At 70.1% G+C, this 18,314-nt stretch carries 20 protein-coding genes and 2 pseudogenes; 6 read left to right on the top strand and 16 right to left on the bottom strand.

The window, feature by feature from the left end; all coding sequences use genetic code 11:
* The 9 genes and pseudogenes from VAE46_RS01110 to VAE46_RS01070 all read right to left on the bottom strand — a co-directional run.
* Positions 1–403: pseudogene (locus VAE46_RS01110) on the bottom strand (hypothetical protein); the annotation flags it as partial.
* Positions 400–1,095: a FliH/SctL family protein gene (locus VAE46_RS01105; RefSeq protein ID WP_322795060.1), complete on the bottom strand. Its 696-nt coding sequence runs from the start codon at positions 1,093–1,095 to the stop codon at positions 400–402. The pseudogene VAE46_RS01110 and the gene VAE46_RS01105, both read right to left, overlap by 4 nt.
* A complete protein-coding gene (gene fliG / locus VAE46_RS01100) occupies positions 1,076–2,095 on the bottom strand; it encodes a flagellar motor switch protein FliG (RefSeq protein ID WP_322795059.1) in 1,020 nt (339 codons plus the stop codon). The genes VAE46_RS01105 and fliG overlap by 20 nt, the downstream gene beginning before the upstream one ends.
* 6 nt (positions 2,096–2,101) lie before the next feature.
* The gene (gene fliF / locus VAE46_RS01095) at positions 2,102–3,676 is read right to left on the bottom strand and encodes a flagellar basal-body MS-ring/collar protein FliF (RefSeq protein WP_322795058.1); all 1,575 of its coding nucleotides are present in this window, start codon (positions 3,674–3,676) and stop codon (positions 2,102–2,104) included.
* A gap of 128 nt (positions 3,677–3,804) precedes the next feature.
* Positions 3,805–4,443, bottom strand: a complete 639-nt coding sequence (gene yqeK, locus VAE46_RS01090; RefSeq protein ID WP_322795057.1) for a bis(5'-nucleosyl)-tetraphosphatase (symmetrical) YqeK — start codon at positions 4,441–4,443, stop codon at positions 3,805–3,807.
* A gap of 23 nt (positions 4,444–4,466) precedes the next feature.
* Entirely contained in the window at positions 4,467–4,808 is a 342-nt protein-coding gene (locus tag VAE46_RS01085; protein ID WP_322795056.1) for an HIT domain-containing protein, read from the bottom strand.
* 44 nt (positions 4,809–4,852) lie between these two features.
* Entirely contained in the window at positions 4,853–6,748 is a 1,896-nt protein-coding gene (locus tag VAE46_RS01080; RefSeq protein WP_322795055.1) for a S9 family peptidase, read from the bottom strand.
* A 38-nt stretch (positions 6,749–6,786) separates the two neighbouring features.
* Positions 6,787–7,194, bottom strand: a complete 408-nt coding sequence (locus VAE46_RS01075; protein ID WP_322795054.1) for a VOC family protein — start codon at positions 7,192–7,194, stop codon at positions 6,787–6,789.
* A gap of 47 nt (positions 7,195–7,241) precedes the next feature.
* Positions 7,242–7,631, bottom strand: a complete 390-nt coding sequence (locus VAE46_RS01070) for an AraC family transcriptional regulator (RefSeq protein ID WP_322795053.1) — start codon at positions 7,629–7,631, stop codon at positions 7,242–7,244.
* Positions 7,632–7,693: 62 nt separating this feature from the next.
* On the opposite strand from VAE46_RS01070, the gene VAE46_RS01065 reads away from it, so the two are divergent.
* Entirely contained in the window at positions 7,694–8,536 is an 843-nt protein-coding gene (locus VAE46_RS01065) for a transketolase (protein ID WP_322795052.1), read from the top strand.
* The gene (locus VAE46_RS01060) at positions 8,533–9,486 is read left to right on the top strand and encodes a transketolase family protein (protein WP_322795051.1); all 954 of its coding nucleotides are present in this window, start codon (positions 8,533–8,535) and stop codon (positions 9,484–9,486) included. Before VAE46_RS01065 ends, VAE46_RS01060 begins: the two co-directional genes overlap by 4 nt.
* 4 nt (positions 9,487–9,490) lie before the next feature.
* On the opposite strand, the gene VAE46_RS01055 is transcribed toward VAE46_RS01060, so the two are convergent.
* Positions 9,491–9,964, bottom strand: coding sequence for a peroxiredoxin (locus VAE46_RS01055; protein WP_322795050.1), 474 nt, complete (start codon positions 9,962–9,964; stop codon positions 9,491–9,493).
* A gap of 14 nt (positions 9,965–9,978) precedes the next feature.
* The gene (locus VAE46_RS01050; RefSeq protein ID WP_322795049.1) at positions 9,979–10,674 is read right to left on the bottom strand and encodes a helix-turn-helix domain-containing protein; all 696 of its coding nucleotides are present in this window, start codon (positions 10,672–10,674) and stop codon (positions 9,979–9,981) included.
* Between the two features lie 193 nt (positions 10,675–10,867).
* On the opposite strand from VAE46_RS01050, the gene VAE46_RS01045 reads away from it, so the two are divergent.
* Entirely contained in the window at positions 10,868–11,065 is a 198-nt protein-coding gene (locus tag VAE46_RS01045; RefSeq protein WP_322795048.1) for a hypothetical protein, read from the top strand.
* Positions 11,066–11,170: 105 nt separating this feature from the next.
* Here the strand turns inward: VAE46_RS01045 and VAE46_RS01040 are convergent, their stop codons facing one another.
* Positions 11,171–12,352, bottom strand: coding sequence for a CoA transferase (locus tag VAE46_RS01040; RefSeq protein ID WP_322795047.1), 1,182 nt, complete (start codon positions 12,350–12,352; stop codon positions 11,171–11,173).
* A gap of 27 nt (positions 12,353–12,379) precedes the next feature.
* Between VAE46_RS01040 and VAE46_RS01035 the strand changes: the two genes are divergently transcribed.
* Positions 12,380–12,739, top strand: coding sequence for an MGMT family protein (locus tag VAE46_RS01035; protein ID WP_322795046.1), 360 nt, complete (start codon positions 12,380–12,382; stop codon positions 12,737–12,739).
* On the opposite strand, the gene VAE46_RS01030 is transcribed toward VAE46_RS01035, so the two are convergent.
* Positions 12,691–13,212: a TIGR03618 family F420-dependent PPOX class oxidoreductase gene (locus VAE46_RS01030; RefSeq protein WP_322795045.1), complete on the bottom strand. Its 522-nt coding sequence runs from the start codon at positions 13,210–13,212 to the stop codon at positions 12,691–12,693. The genes VAE46_RS01035 and VAE46_RS01030 overlap by 49 nt on opposite strands.
* Before the next feature lie 69 nt (positions 13,213–13,281).
* On the opposite strand from VAE46_RS01030, the gene VAE46_RS01025 reads away from it, so the two are divergent.
* Positions 13,282–13,767 carry a flavin reductase family protein gene (locus tag VAE46_RS01025; protein ID WP_322795044.1) on the top strand — a complete coding sequence of 162 codons (486 nt, stop codon included), beginning with the start codon at positions 13,282–13,284 and terminating at the stop codon, positions 13,765–13,767.
* Here VAE46_RS01025 and VAE46_RS01020 read toward each other — a convergent pair.
* Genes VAE46_RS01020 through VAE46_RS01010 form a run of 3 tightly spaced genes read right to left on the bottom strand, consistent with a single transcriptional unit; the run spans position 13,764 to position 17,685 of the window.
* Complete coding sequence (locus tag VAE46_RS01020; protein ID WP_322795043.1) at positions 13,764–15,704, bottom strand: glycoside hydrolase family 36 protein; 1,941 nt, start codon at positions 15,702–15,704, stop codon at positions 13,764–13,766. The genes VAE46_RS01025 and VAE46_RS01020 overlap by 4 nt on opposite strands.
* A complete protein-coding gene (locus tag VAE46_RS01015) occupies positions 15,701–16,447 on the bottom strand; it encodes a nucleotidyltransferase family protein (RefSeq protein ID WP_322795042.1) in 747 nt (248 codons plus the stop codon). Before VAE46_RS01015 ends, VAE46_RS01020 begins: the two co-directional genes overlap by 4 nt.
* Entirely contained in the window at positions 16,444–17,685 is a 1,242-nt protein-coding gene (locus VAE46_RS01010) for a galactokinase (protein ID WP_322795041.1), read from the bottom strand. Before VAE46_RS01010 ends, VAE46_RS01015 begins: the two co-directional genes overlap by 4 nt.
* A gap of 17 nt (positions 17,686–17,702) precedes the next feature.
* Between VAE46_RS01010 and VAE46_RS01005 the strand changes: the two are divergent.
* Positions 17,703–18,314 (top strand): annotated as a pseudogene (locus VAE46_RS01005) (DNA alkylation response protein); the annotation flags it as partial.

Raw genomic sequence — 18,314 nt, 5'->3', positions numbered from 1 at the left:
GGTCGAGGGGGTGGGGCGGTTCGGCGGCGGCGGGCACGCGGCGGACGGGGGCCGGCGGCGGTCCGCCATCGATGGGTCGGCCGAGGCCGTCGAGGATGCGGCCAAGCAGGGCGCGGCCGACCGGGGCGAGGGCCGGGGTACCCTCTGCGGTCACGCGGCTGCCAGGGGGGACGGTGCCGCGGTCGAGGAGGGCGAGGTGGGCGAGGCCGTTGACGGCGCCGGCGGCCTCGGCGGCGAGCGGCCGGCCGGCCGGGTCTTCGACGAGGGCGATTTCGCCAGCCTGGAGGTTGATGCCGGCGGCGACGACCGTTTCGGGGCCGGAGTGGAGCACCGTCCCGGCCCGGCGATGGAGGCCGGCGCCCGCGATGGCGCGGACGAGGGCATCAAGGTGGGCGGAGGTCATGGCGCGCCCCCTGCGGCCCTGATGGCTGCTTCGGCGAGGTCGAGGCGGGTATCGAGGGCGGCATCGATGGTGCCGTGGCGGAGGTCGACCAGGCAGCCGCCAATGGCCACGGCGTCGTCTGGGCGAACGTAGGCGCCGAGGTCGCCGAGGGCTGCCGTGACTTCGGCTTCGACCCCCGGGTTGACACGGATGGAGAGGATCTCCTGGCCGGCGGCGGCACGGACGGCTTCGGAGACGGCGAGGGCGGTGAGGCCGGGGTCGGCGGCGTAGGCCTGGCCGACGATGCGGCGGAGAGCGAGGAGCAGGGCCTCGGTGAGGGCATCGGCGGAGGAGCGGATGATCTGCTCACGGGCGGCGGCGGCCTCGGCGGCGGCGGCGCGGACGAGGGCGAGCAGGCCGGCGGCCTCGGCTTGGGCGGCCTGAAGGCCTTCCTGGCGCCCGGCTTCGAACCCCTGGCGGCGGGCCTCCTCGGCCAGCGCGTCGGCGGCGGCGCGGATGGACTCGGCCTCTGCCCGGGCAGCACGGAGGAGTTCTTGGGCGCGGGCTTCGGCGGCGGCGATGACCTCGGCGGCGGTCGCAATCGGGGCATCGATGGGGACTGCGGGCCGGGAGCTCCCGACCACGAAGACCTCGGCGGGGGCGGCGGGGGCGGAGCGGATAACGCGGGGCGGCCTAGCCGACGAGCTCATCATCGCCTCCGCGGGCAATCACGATTTCCTCGGCTTCATCGAGCCGGCGGATGACTTCGACGATGCGCTGCTGGGCTTCTTCGACCTGGCGCAGGCGGACGGGGCCGGAGGCTTCCATGTCCTCGCGCAGCATCTGGGCGGCGCGCGTGGACATGTTGCGGAGGATGCATTCTTTGACGGCATCGGAGGTGGCCTTGAGCGCGAGCGCGAGGTCGCGGACTTCGACTTCGCGGAGGATGCGCTGGATGGAGCGGTCATCGAGGGTCGCGATGTTTTCGAAGACGAACATGCGCTTCTTGATCTGCTCGGCGAGCTCGGGCTCGTTCTCTTCGAGGGCCTCGATGATGGTTTTCTCTGTCATGCGGGACGATTGCTTGAGGATCTGGACGAGGACTTCGATGCCGCCGACGCTCTGCGCCTGGCGGGTGGGCTGCAGGACTGCGGAGAGTTTCCGCCGGAGGACGGCTTCGACTTCGTTGACGATTTCAGGGTTGGCGCGGTCCATCAGGGCGATGCGCTGGGCGACTTCGGCAGAGAGTTCCGGTTCGAGGCCGGCGAGGACCTGGGCGGCCTTGTCCGGCTGGAGGAAGGAGGTGAGGAGGGCGATGGTCTGGGGGTGCTCGGTCGCGAGGAAGTTGACGAGCTGTTGAACGTTGAGGTGGCGGAGGAAGCCGAAGGGGACGGTGGGGGAGGTGGCGGAGAGCCGGTCGATGAGCTCGGCGGCTTTTTCTTCGCCGAGGGCGAGGCGGAGGAGGTCTTCGGCGTACTCGAGGCCGCCGAGGGAGATGACGTTGCGGGCCACGGCGGCTTCTTCGAACTCCTCGATGACTTCCTTGCGCTGCTCGGGGAGGAGTTCGCCGAGGGCGGTGATCTCCCAGGTGATACGCTCGATGTCCTCATCGGAGAGGTGGCGCAGGACCTCTGCGGAGCGCTCCTTGCCGATGGTGATGAGGAGCGCTGCGGCTTTCCGGCGACCCTTGAGCTTTTCGTCCCTGGCGACCATAGGCGGCTAGTCTTCTCGCATCCAGGTTTGAATGACGTCGGCGACGGCGCGCGGGTTGGCCTCGGCGAGGCGGAGGACCCGCTCTTCGTGGGGGTCGGAGGGCGTCTGGAGCGAGGGGAGCTCCTCCTGGGGCGGCGTGGGCAGGGCGGCGAGGGCTGCGGCTGCACCGGCCGGCAGCGCCTGCGGGGTAACCGGCGCCGGCAGGCGGAGCTGGCGCTTCGAGAGCGAGCGAAGGAGCAGCATGACCAGGATGAAGGCGAGGATGACGGCGAGGATGGGGATGAGCAGCCGGAGGTACTGGAAGTAGACGGCCAGGCCGTTGGGGGATTCGCCGATGAGGTCGGTGATGGCCGATTCGTCGAACGGGAGGCGGGTGACGCTGAGGATATCGCCGCGGGTCTGGTCGAGGCCGACGGCGGCGGCGACCGCGCTGGTGATGGCGGCCTCCTGGGCGGCGGAGACGCTCTCATCGAGAACCACGGAGACGGACAGCCGCTCAAGCTTGCCGGGCGCCTGGATGGTGGTTGAGCTGGTGCGCGGGACCTCGTTGTTGGTGGTCGTCTCGGTGCGGGTGTATTGGGAGTTGCCGTTGGCGGTGGTGTTCGCGCCGCCGCCGGTGCCTCCGTTCGCACCGGTACCGGGGACGTTGCCGACGTTGAGGTTGGTGCCGGTGAAGGTTTCCTCGACGGTGGACTGGGAGCGCGGCACGGCCTGCTCGGGGGTGCCGAATTCGTCTTTGGTGGTGGAGACCTGGTCGAAGTTGAGGCTGGCGCGGATGGTGACGGCGCTGCGCCCGGGGCCGACGATGCGGGAGAGGACGTCGGCGACATCGCGCTGGAGGGCGACTTCGTACTGGCGCTGGAGTTCGAGCTGGGAGGCGGTCGCGCCGGCAGAGAACGCCCCGCCGAAGGTGGCGCCATCGAAGAGTACGCGGCCGGAGTCGTCGATGATGGTGATGCCCTTCTCGGTGAGGCCTTCGACGGAGTTGGCGACGAGGTTGGTGATGCCCTTGACCTGCTCGTCGGTGAGGCGGGCGCCGGGCCTGAGCTGGAGGAGGACGGAGGCCGTTGCCTGGTGCTGGTCTTCTTTGAAGAGGGCTTCTTTGGGGATGGAGATGTGGACGCGGGACGCCTTGACGGCATCGAGGGTGTTGATGGAGCGCGCGAGTTCGCCTTCGAGGCCGCGGCGGAAGTTGACCTGCTGGACGAAATCGGTGGCCCCGAAGTTGGTCTTGTCGAAGATTTCGAGGCCGACGGCGCCGCCGGAAGGGAGGCCGGCCTGGGCGAGCTTGATGCGGACCTCGGCGACCTTGTTGGCGGGGACCGCGATCGAGGAGCCGCCGCCGCCGAGTTCGTACGGGATGCCGAGGGATTCGAGCTCATCGGCGATGGCGGCGGAGTCCTCGGGGGCGAGACCGGAGTAGGCGGTTACCATCCGCGGGCTGCTGGAGGAGAGGAAAAGGACCCAGAGGAGGACGAGGGCGCCGACCGCGACACCCGCGAGCATGAGCTGCCGGGTGCGTGGGAGCTGGTTCCAGCGCTGGATGAAGGGCCCGAGCGGGGAGGCCTCGAGAGTCCCCATGACGTCCTCCGGTTGGTGGTAGGCCGAAGGTAGCGAGGGGCGGGACGGCTCCGCATCGGGGAGTCACCGATTCGGCGGCGACGAACCCGTGAACGTTGGGGGGAATTCCCTGATTTTGGGTGAAGCGGTCAGGCCGGGCGATCTTCGGGCTGGAGGGGCTCGATCGGCGGGAGCGCAAGGGCGCGATGATGCTCTTCGACCCAGCGGAGCCGCGCCTGCCAGTGCGCGGGGTGGCTGGCCCAGCCGCGGGTGCGCTCTTCGACCCATTTCCAGTCGGCCCAGCAAAGGAGGGCGGTATCGAGGTCGCGGCGGGCGAGCCGGCGAACGTGGCGCAGGACCGGGTCGCGGCGGCGCTTGCGGGGTTCGAATTTATCGGCGAGCAGGATGACCTTGGCGATGAGGGGCATCTCGGGCGCGCCGAGGGTGTGGTCGCGGATGGCGGCGAGGGCTTCGTCGTCGGTGATGCCGAAGCGATGGCGAAGGACGTGGGCGGCGATGGGGCCGTGGAGCAGCACCGGTTCGAGGCGGTCGGCTTCGGTGATTGGGAGACCGGCCTCGGCGGCGAGGCGGAGCTGCTCGGCGGGGGGATGGGCGCGGTAGAGGTCGTGCCCCCAGGCGGCGAGTTCGACGCGGTCGGGGTCGAGGTCCCAGCGTCGGGCGAGGTCGCGAGCTTCGTCGACGACGCGCTGGACGTGGCGGAGGAGCCCGGCGGGGAGGTGGTCGTAGAGGGCCCGGACGGTTTCGACCTGGCTGCGGATGGAGGTCATGCGCGGGGTCGGGGCCGGCGCATTCACCCCTCGGGGCCGAGGTGCCTGCCGCCGAGGAGGTGGAGGTGGAGGTGGTGGATGGTCATGCCGGCGGCATCGCCGACGTTGAATGCGAGGCGGTAGCCGGCCTCCCAAACGCCTTCGACGCGGGCGACATCGCGGGCGAGGATGAACATGCCGGCGAGGAGCTCGGCGTGGCTCCATTCGATCTCGCGGGCGTTATCGATGTGGGTCTTCGGGATGATGAGGGCGTGAACCGGCGCGCGGGGGTTGATATCGCGGATGGCGAAGGCGTGGGCGTTCTCGGCGATGCGGGTGACGGGGACTTCGCCCCGGGACATGCGGCAGAAGAGGCAATCCTGCATGGGTGAAATTGTGGAAGGGCAATGGGGTTGTGTCGATGGTCGGTTCAGGCGTAGAGGACGTGGGTCTTGAGGAACGATTCGACGGCGCGGTAGAAGTGCTCGATGGTTTCGGACTTGCGCCAGCCGTGGCCTTCGCCGGGATAGACGTGATACTCGTGGGGGACGCCGCGGGCGCGAAGCGAGGCGACGATCGTGTCGCTCTGTTCGCGGGGGACGACACGGTCAATCTCGCCCTGGAAGACGGCGATGGGGTCGCGGATGCGGTCGGCGTGGAAGATCGGCGAGCGTTCGCGGTAGATGGCTGCCGCCTCGGGCAACGGTCCGAGGAGGGAATCGAGGTAGCGGGCTTCGAACTTGTGAGTATCGGCGGCGAGGGTGAACTGGTTGGCGACGCCGAACATGCAGATGGCGGCCCTGTAGAAGCCGGGGTGTTCGACCAGGGACTGGAGGACGGTGAAACCGCCGGCGCTGCCTCCCATGATGACGAGGCGGGTCGGGTCGGCGAGGCCGCGACGGGCGAGGTCTTCGGCGCCGGTGCGGGCATCCTGGACGTCGTAGATGCCCCAGTTGTGGCGGAGCTTGAGCATGTAGGCCCGGCCGTAGCCGGTTGAGCCGCGGTAGTTGGGAATGAGAACGGCGTAGCCCCGGGTGGCGAAATACTGGGCCTGGGAGTTCCAGCTGGCGATCGCCTGGCTGGTGGGGCCGCCGTGGACGAGGACGATGAGGGGCGGCGCGCCCTCGGACTGGAAGCCCTCGCTGGCGGGAGGGTAGTAGAGGCCGTGTGCGGGCTCGCCGTCGAAGCTGGTCCAGGTGACGGGCTGCGGCGCGGAGAGAGCCGACGGCGGGACGATTTCGGCGTCGGCGCGGCGGCGGACCGAGGGGGCGGGGAAGGGGTCGGCGGTATCGACCACGATAACGCGAGGCGGCTGCTGCCCGCCGCTGGCGACGAGCGCGACCTGGGCGCTGCCGGGCCGCGCCGCGGGGTTGGCGAGCGCGGTGTAGCCCGGGTGGAGGTGGGCGAGATCGCGGACGGCGCCATCGGGGTCGACGGCGACAAGGGCGTGGAAGCCGGCGCGGGAGCTGACGGCGATGACGGTGCCGGAATCGAGGACGGCAAAGGTGCGCATGCCGTGCATCCAGGCAGGGGTGCCGTGCTCGGCCTCGCCGCTGGTGAGCTGGCGAAGCGCGCCGGTGGAGAGGTCGTATCGGTAGAGGTGGCCCCAGCCGGTTTCGTCGGAGACGAAGTAGAGGGCGGCGCCGTCGGGGCTGAAGGCGGGCTGGAAGATGCTGGTTTCAGGGCCGCCGGCGATGATGCGGCTGGAGGCCACGGCCGGGAGTTCGCCGGAGGTATCGAGGTCAGCGAGGCGGAGATCGGTAGCATCCCAGGGCATGCTGGGGTGATCCCATTCGATCCAGGCGAGCTGGCGGCCGGAGGGGTGCCAGGCGGGCTGCATGTAGAAGTCGCGGCCTGTCGCCAGCCGGCGCGGCCAGTTCCGGCCCTCGGTATCGACCACGGCGATGCAGTCGACGTCGTCAACGGAATGGACGTAGGCGAGCCAGCGCCCATCGGGCGAGACGGTGGGAGTCGAGGCAGCGCCGAACGCCGGCGTGATGGGGCGGGGGCGGCCGCCGGCGAGATCCTGCCGGTAGATGCGCTGGTCGGCCTGGCCGACGAAGTAGAGGGTGCCCCGGGAGATGGTGAAATCGCCGCCGCCGTAGCCGATGAAGGCGCGGACGGAGAGGTCGGGGGTCAGGTCGCGGGTGGCAGGTTCGCCCTCGTGCTGGGCGACGATGACGCCGCGGTCGGAGCGACCTTCGACCCAGGCGAGGGTGCGGCCGTCGGTATCCCAGGCGGGCTCGGCCAGGCGCAGCGAGACGGCGAGGGCGGAGGGAGTGATGGGGCTCGGCCAGAGCCCGTACATGCGGTGCTGGCGGTGCATGCGGGCGATTGTACCGGCGGGGCGGCCAGGATGCGGCCTCAGGCGTAGGGCTGGGTGAAGCGGAAGTTGTTGCCGAAGGGGTCGCGGCCGGCGGCATCGATGCCCCAGTCCTGCTGCATCGGCTCCTGCGTCATCTCGACGCCGCGCGCGACGAGCGTCTCGTAGGTCGCGCGGCAGTCATCGGTGTGGAAGATGAGGAAGCCGCCCGCGGCGCCTTTGGTGAGCAGGTCGCGGACCTGGGCCTCGGTGGCCGCGTCCATCATGGGACCGCCAGGCTTCTCCAGGAAGATTTCGCGGGGGTCGCCGGGGACGCCGACGGTGAGCCAGCGCATGACGCCGAGGTCGATATCGGTGCGCTTTTCGAGGCCGAGCTTGTTGACGTAGAAGTCGAGGGCGACGTCCTGGTCGAGGACATAGATCTGGGAGATGGCAACGCGAGTGAACATGGCCGGAGTGTAGGGCACCGCCGGTGCGGCCGCTTCTTCAAAATTGCTCAGGCGGGGCCGGCCCAGCGGCGCATGAAGCAGCCGGGCACGGGGAGCGGCGTGGCGTGGCGCCGGAACTCGGTCGGCGAGCAACCGACGAGCGCGCGGAAGGCGGTGCTGAAGGGGCCGAGGCTCTCGAAGCCGACCATGGCACAGACCTCGGTGACGGGGAGGGTTGATGAGCGGAGGAGGTGCATGGCGCGCTCGATTCTCCGGCGCTTGAGGTAGTGGTGCGGGGTCTCGCCGAAGGCGCGCTTGAAGCTGCGGATGAAGTGGGCCTCGGAGGTGCAGGCGATGCGGGCGAGTGAGGGGATATCCAGCGGGCGGTAGTAATCGCGGTCGATGGCGTCGCGGGCGCGGAGCATGAGGCGGTTGACCTGTTCGCGCTGCTCGAACACGGGCGGAGTCTAGCGGATGGGCGCGTTTCGTGTTGGGAGGCGAGGCCGTATTCTGAGCGGCGATGCCTGCGACGGTTGCCCCGGTTTCGGTCGATACGCTACGCGACGTGGCGAAGCGCGTGCGGGCGCACATCGTGCGGATGGTGTTCGAGGCGCAGAGCGGGCACCCGGGCGGTTCGCTGTCGGCGGTAGAGCTGGGCGTGGCGCTGTACTGGAACCACCTGCGCATCGACCCGGCGAATCCCGCGGACCCCGACCGGGACCGCTTCATCCTTTCGAAGGGGCACGCCACCCCGTTCTACTACGCGGTGCTGGCGGAGCGCGGCTTCTTCGGGGCCGAGCTGCTGTCGGGCTTCCGGAAGCTGGGCAGCCCGCTGCAGGGGCACCCCTCGATGCAGGCGGCGCCGGGCATCGAGATGTCGGGAGGCTCGCTGGGGCAGGGACTGTCGTTCGCGATTGGGCATGCGCTGGCCGGGCGGCTCGAGGGCCGGGACTTCCGCTGCTGGGTGATGCTCGGCGACGGCGAGCTGAACGAAGGGCAGGTGTGGGAGGCCGCGATGGCGGTGCCGCATTTCGGGCTGGGCGACCGGGTCATCGCGCTGGTGGACCGGAATGGCATCCAGAACGACGGCTTCGCCGACCGGATCATGCGGACGCACCCGAGGGAGATGTTCGCCGGCTTCGGCTGGAAAGTGATCGAGTGCGACGGGCACGATATGGCGGCGGTGGATGCCGCGCTCAGCGAGGCGGAACGCCCCGACGAGCGGCCGCGGGTGGTGGTGGCGCACACGGTGAAGGGGAAGGGCGTTTCGTTTATGGAGAACAACCCGGGGTTCCACGGGAAGGCGCCCACGCGGGAGCAGCTGGAGCAGGCGCTGCAGGAGATCGCGGAGGGTCTGCGATGACGCAGGCAGGGGTCGCGGCGGCGACACGCGAAGCGTACCCGTTCGCGCTGATGGAGCTGGTGGAGGCCGGGGTGGACGTGGTGGCGATCGACGCGGACCTCTCGGTTTCGACGATGGGGTACCAGTTCGGGGAGAAGTACCCGGACCGGTGGCTGACGGTGGGCGTGGCCGAGCAGAACATGGTCGGGATTGCGGCCGGGCTGGCGGCAGCGGGAAAGACGGCGTTCATCGCGAGTTTCGCGGCCTTCCTGCCGGGGCGGTGCTTCGACCAGCTGCGGACGTCGGTGGCCCAGCCGCGGGGCGGGCTGAATGTGAAGTGTGTGGCCAGCCACGGCGGGGTAACCGTCGGCGAGGATGGGATGAGCGCGCAGGCGATTGAGGACCTCGCGCTGGTGACCTCGCTGATCCCGTTCGATGTGGTGGTCCCGGCGGATTTCGAGTCGGCGAAGCAGGCGATTGTCGCGGTGGGGAAGACGAATCGGCCGGCGTACGTGCGTACCGGGCGCCCAAAGGTGCCGGCGGTGTACGGGAGCGACTACCGCTTCGAGCTGGGGAAGGCGGTGCAGCTCCGGCCGGGCTCCGATGTGACGCTGATCGCCTGCGGGGTGATGGTGAAGGCTGCCCTGGATGCGGCTGAGCTGCTGGCGAACGAGGGTGTTTCCGCGCGGGTGCTCGACATGGCGACGATCAAGCCGATCGACCGGGAGGCGGTGATCGCGGCGGCGCGCGAAACCGGCGCCATCGTGACCGCGGAGGATCACCAGACGACGGGCGGGCTCGGCACGGCGGTCGCGCGGGTGCTCGCGGAGACGGTGCCGGTGCCGGTGGAGTTCGTGGGCGTGGACCGCTACGGCACGAGCGGGAAGTGGGATGAGCTGCTGGTGTATTTCGGGCTGACGCCGGACCGGCTGGCAGCGGCGGCGCGGGCCGCAATTGCCCGGAAGCGGTAGGGGCTCAGGCCTTCGCGGGCTGCTGACCGGTGATCTGCTGGAGGGCTTCGAGCACCTCGGGGACGTGCGCGGTCACGCGCAGGTCGTGCCGGAGGGCCGCACGGATGATGCCGTCTTTATCGATGACGTAGGTAACGCGGGGCTGCATCCAGGGGATCCAGCCTTTGGCGTCGTAGAGGGCGCGCAGGCGGCCGTCGGGGTCGGGGATGAGCGGGAAGGGGAGCTGATGCCGCTCCCGGAAGGACTGGTGGGAATCGGTGGAGTCGCCGGAGACGCCGATGATGATGGCGTCGTAGGCGGCGATGGCGCCGTAGTTATCGCGGAAGGAGCAGGCCTGGGCGGTGCAGCCGGGGGTGAAGTCCTTCGGGTAGAAGTAGAGGACCACGTGCTTCTTGCAGCGCTGTTCGGCGAGGGAGAACGGCGTGCCGTCATCGAGGGTGGCGGTGAAATCGGGGGCAGGGGTGCCGGGCTTGAGCATGTCGCCTCCTCGCGTCAGTTCTCGAGTTCGGGGTCGGCGGTTCGGAAGCAGGCCTGGATGGCTGCCGCGAGTTCGGGGGAGCCCGTGAGCTGACCGACTTCTTCGGCGCGGGCCTGGCCGCGGATGAACTTGAAGAAGCCGGCGGTATCGGTCTTGAGGTGGACGTCGGCATCGGGGGCGCCGTTGCGGCGCGGGTGGAGGTGGCCGTCGTGGATATCGAAGGTCCAGGTGTTGCAGTCGGGGGAGTCCTGGATTTCGAGGGTCATGCGGGCCTGCAGGCCGTTGGCGCGCTCGGGGTGAAACGAGAAGGCGGGGATGACGCGGGCGACGAAATCGTGGGAGACGCGGTTGCCGACGTGTTCTTCGAGGATGGGCTCGACGTGGCGGCGGCCCCAATGGAGGAGGGCGAGGAGGATGGGGCGAACTTCCCAGCCTTTCTCGGTGAGGGTGTATTCGACGCGCGGCGGGAGGGCCTTGAAGTAGTGCCGTTCGACGATGCCGTGGGCTTCGAGGCGGCGGAGCCGGTCGGAGAGGACATTGGGGGACATGCCGGCGCAGGACTCGAGGATATCGTTGTAGCGGGTGAGCCCGGTCATCAGGTCGCGGATGATGAGGAGGGTCCAGCGGTCGCCGAGGATATCGAGGGTCTGGGCGATCAGGCAGGGGAGGTTGTAGGAACGAGCGGTATCGGAGTCAGCGCGCTGGGCCATGGGGCTGGTGCTCCGGTTTTGATAGTGTTAAGCCGCTTCGAACGGCTAGCGCTGTGGCTATTGACATGATAGCGGCAGGTGCTATGATTTTGCCACGGGTGCTGCTACCGAAACGATAGTGACAGAGGTCACTGAAAACTAGCGTAGCCGGGTGGCAGTTTCCGAGTCAACCACTGGAAGGGGGTCCAACCACATGGCAGAAGCCACGATCGAGACGACCAAGGCTCCCGAGATGGATCATTTCCACCGCTGGCGGATCGAGGAGCCGAACGGCCCGACGAGCCGCGGGGTGTGCAAGGTCTGCGGAGCGGAGAAGCTGTTCAAGAACTGGCTCGCCGACGGTGATTTCATCACCAACGAAGAGCACCGCGCGATGGCATCGGCTGCCTGAGGGGAGCCTGTCCATGCCGGCGGCGACCTCTCCCGCCGGCCGGCAGCAGTTCGCCGCCGCCACCATTCCTCCGGGTGGCGGCGGTTTTTGTTGCCCGGCGATGCGTTAGATGATGCCCCGGGCCGCCAGCTCTTCGAGCTCGGCGGGCGCAAGGCCGAGCAGGCCGCAGTACACCTCGCGGTTATGTTCGCCGAGCCGGGGCGCAGGGCCGGGGACTTCGCCCGGGGTGGCGGTGAGGCGTGGGACCACGCCCGGCTGAAGGACGGGGCCGAACTCGTGCGTCTCGACGGTGACCAGCTGGCAGCGGGCGTGGTAATGGGGGTCGGCGACGATGTCGCTGGTGTTGTAGACCGGTGAGGCGGGAACGCCGTGGGCATCGAGCGCGGCCTGGGCCTGTTCGAGCGTGTGGGCAGCCGCCCAGTCGCGGATGATGGCGTGAATGGCTTCGTGGTTGGCGAGCAGGTTCGCGCGCGGGGTGAAGCGCGGGTCGGTGATGAGTTTGGGCTGGCCGATGGCGCGGCAGAGGTTTTCGAATGCGCGCCGGGTGGTGGCGTTGATGACGAGGTAGCGGCCGTCCGCGGTTTCGAACTGCTCCGCCGGGACGACGCCGGGGTAGTAGTTGCCCGATCGCTGGCGGTCGCGGCCGGTGAGGGAGTAGTTGGCGGCGTGGGTGCCGCTCATCCGCCAGACGGCTTCATAGAGGGCGACATCGACGTCCTGGCCCCGGCCGGTGAGCTCGCGGGCGCGGAGCGCGGCGAGGGCGCCGAAGGCGGCGAAGATGCCGGCGCCGTAATCGGCGACGAAGTAGCCGGGGCGAACAGGCGGTCGGTCGGGATAGCCGGTGACCGCCGTGATGCCGGCAAAGGCGAGCGCGACGCGGTCGAAGGCGGAGCGATCGCGGTAGGGGCCGTCCTGTCCGTAGCCGGAGATGCGGACGACGACGAGGCCGGGGTTCGTCTCACGCAGCGTATCCGGGGCGAGGCCCCAGCGTTCGAGGGCGCCGGGGCGGTTGTTTTCGACGAGGATGTCGGCGGTGTCGACGAGCCGGCGGAAGAGGTAGCGGCCTTCGGGGCGGGTGACGTCGAGGGTGGCGGACTTTTGGCCGCGGTTGTCCTGGGCGAAGGAGACGTTGCCGCGGTTGGCATCGCCGGTCCGGGGAGGTTCGACCTTGATCACTTCGGCGCCAAATTCGGCGAGGAGGGTGGAGCAGAACGGCGCGGCGAGGATCTGGCCGAGCGAGATGACACGGATGCCGGCGAGGGCGGCCACGGGCGGGGGGTTCGACATGGTGCGTGGGATGATACGGTGAGGCCGATGGCGCGTACACGGGAAGGCAGCGCGACGTTCTACGGCGCGGTGTATGGGCTTGTTCGGCGGATTCCGCCGGGTCGGGTGATGACGTACGGGCAGGTGGCGCTGGAGCTGGGGGCGCCGGCGGCGGCGCGGGCCGTGGGCTACGCGCTGCATTTCCTGCCCGGGGAAACGGATGTGCCATGGTGGCGGGTGGTGAATGCGCAGGGCGGGATCAGCCTGCGGGGGCGGGGCGAGGCGGCGGACTGGCAGCGTTCGCTGCTGGAGGCGGAGGGCGTTGAGTTCAGCGAGGATGGTCGGCTGGACCTGCGCCGCTATCGCTGGTTCCCGGGGGAAGCCGAGAGCTTCGTGCCCGGGGCGTAGTACCGGTCGTGCCAGATGCCGCGGTACGGTTCGCCCTCGATGGGCATGCGCCAGGTGCGGACGACGGCGCCATGGAGGGGGACGCGGATGAGGGCGCGGGGCTGGTCGATGGTCTCGGCAATGTAGCGGTCGGCGGCCTCGGAGGGCACATAGCGGCGAGCGATACGACGGTAGAGGTCGCGCCAGGCGTCATCCTCGCCGGGTTCGTGGGTGATCTCGGCCGTGCCCTGGATAGTGACCTTCCGGTAGGGGTGGTTCTGGTCGTCGATGGCCAGGGCGACGCGGGGGTTGGTTCGGATATTGGCGAGCCACGCGGAGCCGGCGCGCGGGGTGATGAAGATGGCGCCGTCCTCGTGGATGAACCAGACCGGCGTGACGTGCGGGGCTCCTGAGGGGTCGACGGTGGCAATCCGGCAGAGGATGCCAGGCTGCTGGAGGAAGGCATCGCGTTCGGCGCGAGAGAGCGGCGGCATGGGACCTCCGGGCGCGGGGCGTTCGCGGTTGGGTAGGATACGGGAAACCACCCACGGAGGGATGACTGGATGGACGAGCAGGCCCAGGCCGCCAAGAAAACGCTGCTGCGGATGATTCCCTACGGGCTGTACGTGCTCGGGGTGCGCGCGGGGGACCAGGTCTCGGCGGCAGCCATCAACTGGGTGACGCAGACCTCGTTCCAGCCGCCGCTGGTGGCGATGGGGGTGAAGAAGGATAGCGGGGCGTATGCGCTGCTGAAGCAGTCGGGGCAGTTCGCGCTCTCGTTCCTGGAGAGCGGGCAGGGCGATATCGCCTACGCGTTTTTCAAGCCGACGACCGTCGAGGGGAGCACGATCAACGGCCAGGCGACGGAGACCGACCAAACAGGCGCCCCGATCATCGCGGCGGCCCCGGGCTACGTGGAGGGGAAGGTGGTGGGGGAGGTCGACCTCGGCGACCACAGCTGCGTGGTGGGCGAAGTGACGCACGCGGTGCTGAAGCGCGAGGCGAAGATTCTCACGCTCGATGAGCTCGGGGTGAAGTACGGCGGTTAATCGAACCAGCGCATCTCGCCGGGCTGGAGGACTTCGACACGGGTATAGCCCCTGTGCTGGACGGCCACCCTGCGGGGGTACGCGCGGTCGTTGCGGAGCTGCAGCCGGCCGCTGACCTGGCGCTGGTAGAGGCCAGCGGAGGTGATGTGCCCGGAATCGCCGACCAGGCGGGGCGTGCGTGCGGGGGCGTAGACCTGCCAGAGCGTGCCTTCGTGGGGGCGGAGGTAGACGTCGCCCATGGGCAGCGGCCGGCGGTTCCAGAGGTCGAACGCGACCTCGCCGGGACGGAGGATTTCGCTCCAGGGCACCCAGAGGGGCTCATCCGACCAGTTGAGGATGCCGACGAGGGCGCGGCCGTCGCCGAGATCAGCCCGCCAGGCGCGGGGGACCGGGCCATCGCCGGGCTCGAGCGGTCGTGCGGCCACGCCGGCGGGCGGGAAGAGGGCGAGCGCCAGCTCACGACGGGCGGGGCTGAGCGCGGGGAGGTCGTCGCTCGCCACGACCATGCCGCCGGAGAGGGCGACGCTGGTGGCGAGGAAGCGCACTTCGGCTTCGGTGAGATCGGTGTTGTTGTCGCGGACGATGAGGCAGTCGGGGTCGTTCACCCACCAGCGGCGGTGCATCCAGTTGCGCTGGAGGGTGAGCCGCATCGCGTGGCGCACGGAGGGGTTGGGCCCATCGGCCCAGGTCTCTTTGACGTCGGGGCCGACGCGCATGGCGTCGACGAGCCCAATGGCCGGGCCGAAGTGGCAGGTGCAACCGAGGAGGAAGGTGGAATCGCCGGCCTCTTCGCGGATGATTTCGAGGCCGCGGCGGAGGTTCATCGCGGCGGTGGTCCCGGGACGGTGGTAGCGAACGGTCGAGGCGGGCCGGGCAGCGTAGGTGCAGGCGTCGAGCTTGAGGTAGTCGTAGCCCCACTCGCGGACGACGGTGCGGATGACGTTGCGCAGCCAGCTCTCGGCCGCGGGGTGGGTGCAATCGAGGACCGCGCAGCGCCCGAGCCAGGTCTGGACGAAGAGGATGTCGCCCTCCGGCGTGCGGAGCACCATCTGGGGGTGGTCGCGAAGGGCGGCGGAGTCCTCGTGAAGCACGAACGGAGCGAGCCAGATGCCGGGGCGATAGCCGGCTTCGCGGATGCGGGCGGCAAGGGCGGCCATGCCCGAGGGGAACTTTTCGTTGGGGGTCAGCCAGTCGCCGGTGTGGGACTGATAGCCGTCGTCGATCTGCACGTACTCGGCGGGGTGGCGCTCGCGGACCATGGCCTCGAGGTTGGCGAGGACGTCGGCCTCGGAGACGCGGTTGTAGAAAAAGTACCAGCTGCACCAGCCGGTCGGGACGAGGTCCGGGACCCGGGCGCGGAGGCGGGCGGCCACGCGGTCCGCGTACTCTTCGACCATCGCGACGGGGTCGTGCCCCTCGACGAGGAGCACGGGGGGCAGGCTGAGCTGTTCGCCCGGGCTCAGGACGACCCCGTCGAGGTCGTACACCAGGGCGATCTCGCGGAGGGTTGCCTCGTCCCTATCAAGGGTGAATTCGATGTCGAAAAAGTAGCGGTCGGGCTGGAGGCAGCCGGCAAGGAGGGCCGGGGCGGGGTGGTAGGGGAGCACCAGGGCAGCCACTTCGCGGCTGACGTAACAGATGTGGTCCTCACCGGGGCGGGCGAAGCGGCCGTCGTAGCCCTCGGGGGCGGGCGCGCCGAAGTTGCGGACGAGGGCATCCATTTGCATGTAGCGGCCGTGGAGCCAGACCCAGCCTTCGGCGGCGGGAGTTTCGCCGGCGGCGGCGAGGCGGATATCGCGGGGCGAGGCCGGTGCAGGCCCAACGTTGCGAACGGTCAGGGCCAACTCGCCGGAGGCCGGGTCGTAGGCGGTTTCGAGCTCGAGGCCTTCGGGCAGACCGGCGGGGGCGAGCCAGAGGTCCCAGGGAAGGCGGTTCATGGGCGAACCTTACCGCGCCGGCGGGCTTCGGCGTAGCGGCGGGCCGCTTCGAGCGATTCCGGTGTGCCGATATCGAACCAGGGACCGGCGACCGGGACTGCTGCCAGGGACACGCCGGCCTCGACCGCGGCGGCCAGGGCGCGGGGAAGCTCGTACTCGCCGCGCGGGGAAGGTTGGAGGGCCTCGATGAAGGGCCAGACCCATGCGTCGAGCAGGGCGGGGCCCGCGTTGTTCCAGGGCGTCGTCGAGGTGCCGGGCGGGGGCTTTTCGACGATGCGGGTGATGCGCATGTCGCCATCCACGTAGACCGCAGCGCCCGCCCAGGGGTCATCGACCGGGTTGACGAGCAGGGCGCCGAGGGCCGGGAGACGCGCGGCGGCAAGCAGGGACGCGAAGGCGGCGGGCTCAAGGTAGACATCGCTCCAGGTGACGAGGAAGGGGCCGGGCTGGAGCAGCGGCCGGGCGACCGCGAGCGCGCGGGCGGTGCCATCGAGCGCCTCCTGGCGGGCGAAGGCGAGGGAGAGCGGGACGCCGGCGGCCGCGACCTCGCGCTCGACGAGGTCGCCGAGGTGGCCGACGACGATGGTGCAGCGTTCGATGCCGGCCCCGGCGAGGGCATCGAGGATGTGCAGAAGGAGCGGACGGCCGCCGACCTCGAGAAGGGGCTTGGGGCGGTCGAGGGTAAGCGGCCCGAGACGCGTGCCGCGGCCCGCGGCGAGGATGACGGCCTGGCGGGCGGTCATTCGAGCAGGGCCCCATCGGAGGGGGTCACGGGGAAGGCGGGGCCGCCGGCGGCGGCGATGGCGGCTTCGACCAGGGCGGACTCCCGGCCGCTTTCACAGGCGGCGACCGCAAACCCGCCGAAGCCCGCGCCGGTGAGTCGGGCACCGGCCGCACCGGCCTTGCGCAGGGCCGCGACGACTGCATCGAGCGCGGGGGTGCTGCAGCGGTAGTCATCGCGGAGGGAGGCGTGGGAGGCATCGAGCAGGCGGCCGAGCGCCGCGAGGTCGGCGGACTCGACGGCCCGGCAGGCGGCATCGACGCGGTCGGCCTCGGACAGGACGTGGCGGGCAAAGGGGCGGACGGGGACCGGCGCATCGGGGTCGAGCGCGGCCCCGGAGGAGAGCGCGGTGAGCCATTCGAGGGGGATGCCGAGTGAGCGGGCGATGCCCCGGGGCGCGGCGCGTTCGGGGAGCTCCTCGACGAGGACGGGGGCGGCATCGATGCCGGCGACGTGGCCGAGCAGTGGCGTGCCCTCGAGCCCGACGCCGAGCATATCGGCGAGGAGCGCGGCGGCGACCCGGGTGCCGACGACGCGCTGGTTGTAGGCCTCGCGGGCGGCGCCGCCCTTGGGCGCGGGCTGACCGGACGAGGCGACCACGAAGGCCCAGCCCGGCGGCACCGGGATGTGGCGGCGCGCCGGGGGCAGGAAATCGATGCGGAGGAGATGGCCGGCGCGGGCGAAGGCGATGACCTGCTGGTCCATGCCGCCGGTCTCTGCCCCGGCGAGGCGCTCGGTGCGGGCCGCGAGGTCGGCGATGGCCTCGGGCGTGAGCGCGAGGCCCCAGGCGGCGTTGAGCGCGGCGACGAGGGCAACCATGAGCGCGCTCGAAGAACTCAGGCCGCTGGCGGGGGGAAGCTGGCTGGTGATGGCCAGCCGGGCGCCGGCGCCGGGCGGAGGCTCCAGCAGCGAGACCGCAGCCGCGAGGTAGCGGTGCCAGGGCTCGAGCAGTTCGGCGGGAGGCGTGCCGGGCCTGAAGGAGGCAGGGACGGGGAACGCCTCGGAGACGGCCTCGATACGGGGCGCGTCGAGGGGAGCGGCTGCGACAGCGGTGCGGCGGTCGATGGCGAACGGCAGGACCGGGAGGGCACTGTAATCGGTGTGCTCGCCGATGAGGTTGACGCGGCCGGGGGCAGCCGTGACGACGGCGGGTTCTGCAGCGAAGGTTTGGCGAAAGAGGTCGGCGGGGGAAGGAGTCACCGGGGTATTATCCGTCCATGACGACGGGAACCGTACCTTCGAACGCGGCGATGCCGGTGACGCGCGGCATGAACTTCTTCACGGCGGACCCCAACCTTGCGCGGGCGCTGCGGGCGTACGCCTCGTCTGGCGATGCCGAACGGGCGCTGCCGCTGCTGGAGGAGGTGGGCCGGTGCGCCGGTTCGGAACTGGACGAGCTGGCGGCGATCGCCGATGCAAACCCGCCGGTGCTGCGGACGCACGACGCGCTGGGCCGAAGGGTGGACGAGATTGTCTACCACCCGGCGTTCGTGGAGATGCAAAAGCTGGGGTTTTCGCGCTTCGGGTTTGCGGCGATGTCGCACCGGGATGGGGTGCTGGGGTGGCCGGGGCGTGTGCCGCACGTGGTGAAGTTCGCGCTCAGTTATGTCTTTGTGCAGTCCGAGTTCGGGCTATTCTGCCCGATTTCGATGACGGACTCGGCGGCGCGAGTACTGCGCATGTTCGGCCCGGCCGAGCTGCAGGAGCGGTACGTGCCGCGGCTGACGAGCACGGACTTTTCGACGCTGATGCAATCGGCGCAGCTGCTGACGGAGCGGACCGGGGGCAGCGGTGTGGGGGCGAGCGAGTGCGTGGCGCGGCTGGTGGAT

This window comes from Tepidiforma sp., assembly GCF_034433535.1.
Taxonomy (GTDB): Bacteria; Chloroflexota; Dehalococcoidia; order Tepidiformales; family Tepidiformaceae; genus Tepidiforma.
Note: the sequence above shows the minus strand (reverse complement) of the source record. Positions and strands in the feature narration are given on the sequence as shown.

Excerpts from the sequence above, each read along its gene's own strand:
- VAE46_RS01020 (WP_322795043.1), bottom strand. The coding sequence starts at position 15,704 with ATGAACCGCCTTCCCTGGGACCTCTGGCTCGCCCCCGCCGGTCTGCCC.
- yqeK (WP_322795057.1), bottom strand. The coding sequence starts at position 4,443 with ATGACCTCCATCCGCAGCCAGGTCGAAACCGTCCGGGCCCTCTACGAC.
- VAE46_RS01025 (WP_322795044.1), top strand. The coding sequence starts at position 13,282 with ATGGACGAGCAGGCCCAGGCCGCCAAGAAAACGCTGCTGCGGATGATT.
- VAE46_RS01060 (WP_322795051.1), top strand. The coding sequence starts at position 8,533 with ATGACGCAGGCAGGGGTCGCGGCGGCGACACGCGAAGCGTACCCGTTC.
- VAE46_RS01055 (WP_322795050.1), bottom strand. The coding sequence starts at position 9,964 with ATGCTCAAGCCCGGCACCCCTGCCCCCGATTTCACCGCCACCCTCGAT.
- VAE46_RS01065 (WP_322795052.1), top strand. The coding sequence starts at position 7,694 with ATGCCTGCGACGGTTGCCCCGGTTTCGGTCGATACGCTACGCGACGTG.
- VAE46_RS01105 (WP_322795060.1), bottom strand. The coding sequence starts at position 1,095 with ATGATGAGCTCGTCGGCTAGGCCGCCCCGCGTTATCCGCTCCGCCCCC.
- VAE46_RS01040 (WP_322795047.1), bottom strand. The coding sequence starts at position 12,352 with ATGTCGAACCCCCCGCCCGTGGCCGCCCTCGCCGGCATCCGTGTCATC.
- VAE46_RS01085 (WP_322795056.1), bottom strand. The coding sequence starts at position 4,808 with ATGCAGGATTGCCTCTTCTGCCGCATGTCCCGGGGCGAAGTCCCCGTC.
- VAE46_RS01080 (WP_322795055.1), bottom strand. The coding sequence starts at position 6,748 with ATGCACCGCCAGCACCGCATGTACGGGCTCTGGCCGAGCCCCATCACT.
- VAE46_RS01045 (WP_322795048.1), top strand. The coding sequence starts at position 10,868 with ATGGCAGAAGCCACGATCGAGACGACCAAGGCTCCCGAGATGGATCAT.
- VAE46_RS01030 (WP_322795045.1), bottom strand. The coding sequence starts at position 13,212 with ATGCCGCCGCTCTCTCGCGCCGAACGCGATGCCTTCCTCCAGCAGCCT.
- VAE46_RS01015 (WP_322795042.1), bottom strand. The coding sequence starts at position 16,447 with ATGACCGCCCGCCAGGCCGTCATCCTCGCCGCGGGCCGCGGCACGCGT.
- VAE46_RS01050 (WP_322795049.1), bottom strand. The coding sequence starts at position 10,674 with ATGGCCCAGCGCGCTGACTCCGATACCGCTCGTTCCTACAACCTCCCC.
- VAE46_RS01075 (WP_322795054.1), bottom strand. The coding sequence starts at position 7,194 with ATGTTCACTCGCGTTGCCATCTCCCAGATCTATGTCCTCGACCAGGAC.
- VAE46_RS01035 (WP_322795046.1), top strand. The coding sequence starts at position 12,380 with ATGGCGCGTACACGGGAAGGCAGCGCGACGTTCTACGGCGCGGTGTAT.
- fliF (WP_322795058.1), bottom strand. The coding sequence starts at position 3,676 with ATGGGGACTCTCGAGGCCTCCCCGCTCGGGCCCTTCATCCAGCGCTGG.
- fliG (WP_322795059.1), bottom strand. The coding sequence starts at position 2,095 with ATGGTCGCCAGGGACGAAAAGCTCAAGGGTCGCCGGAAAGCCGCAGCG.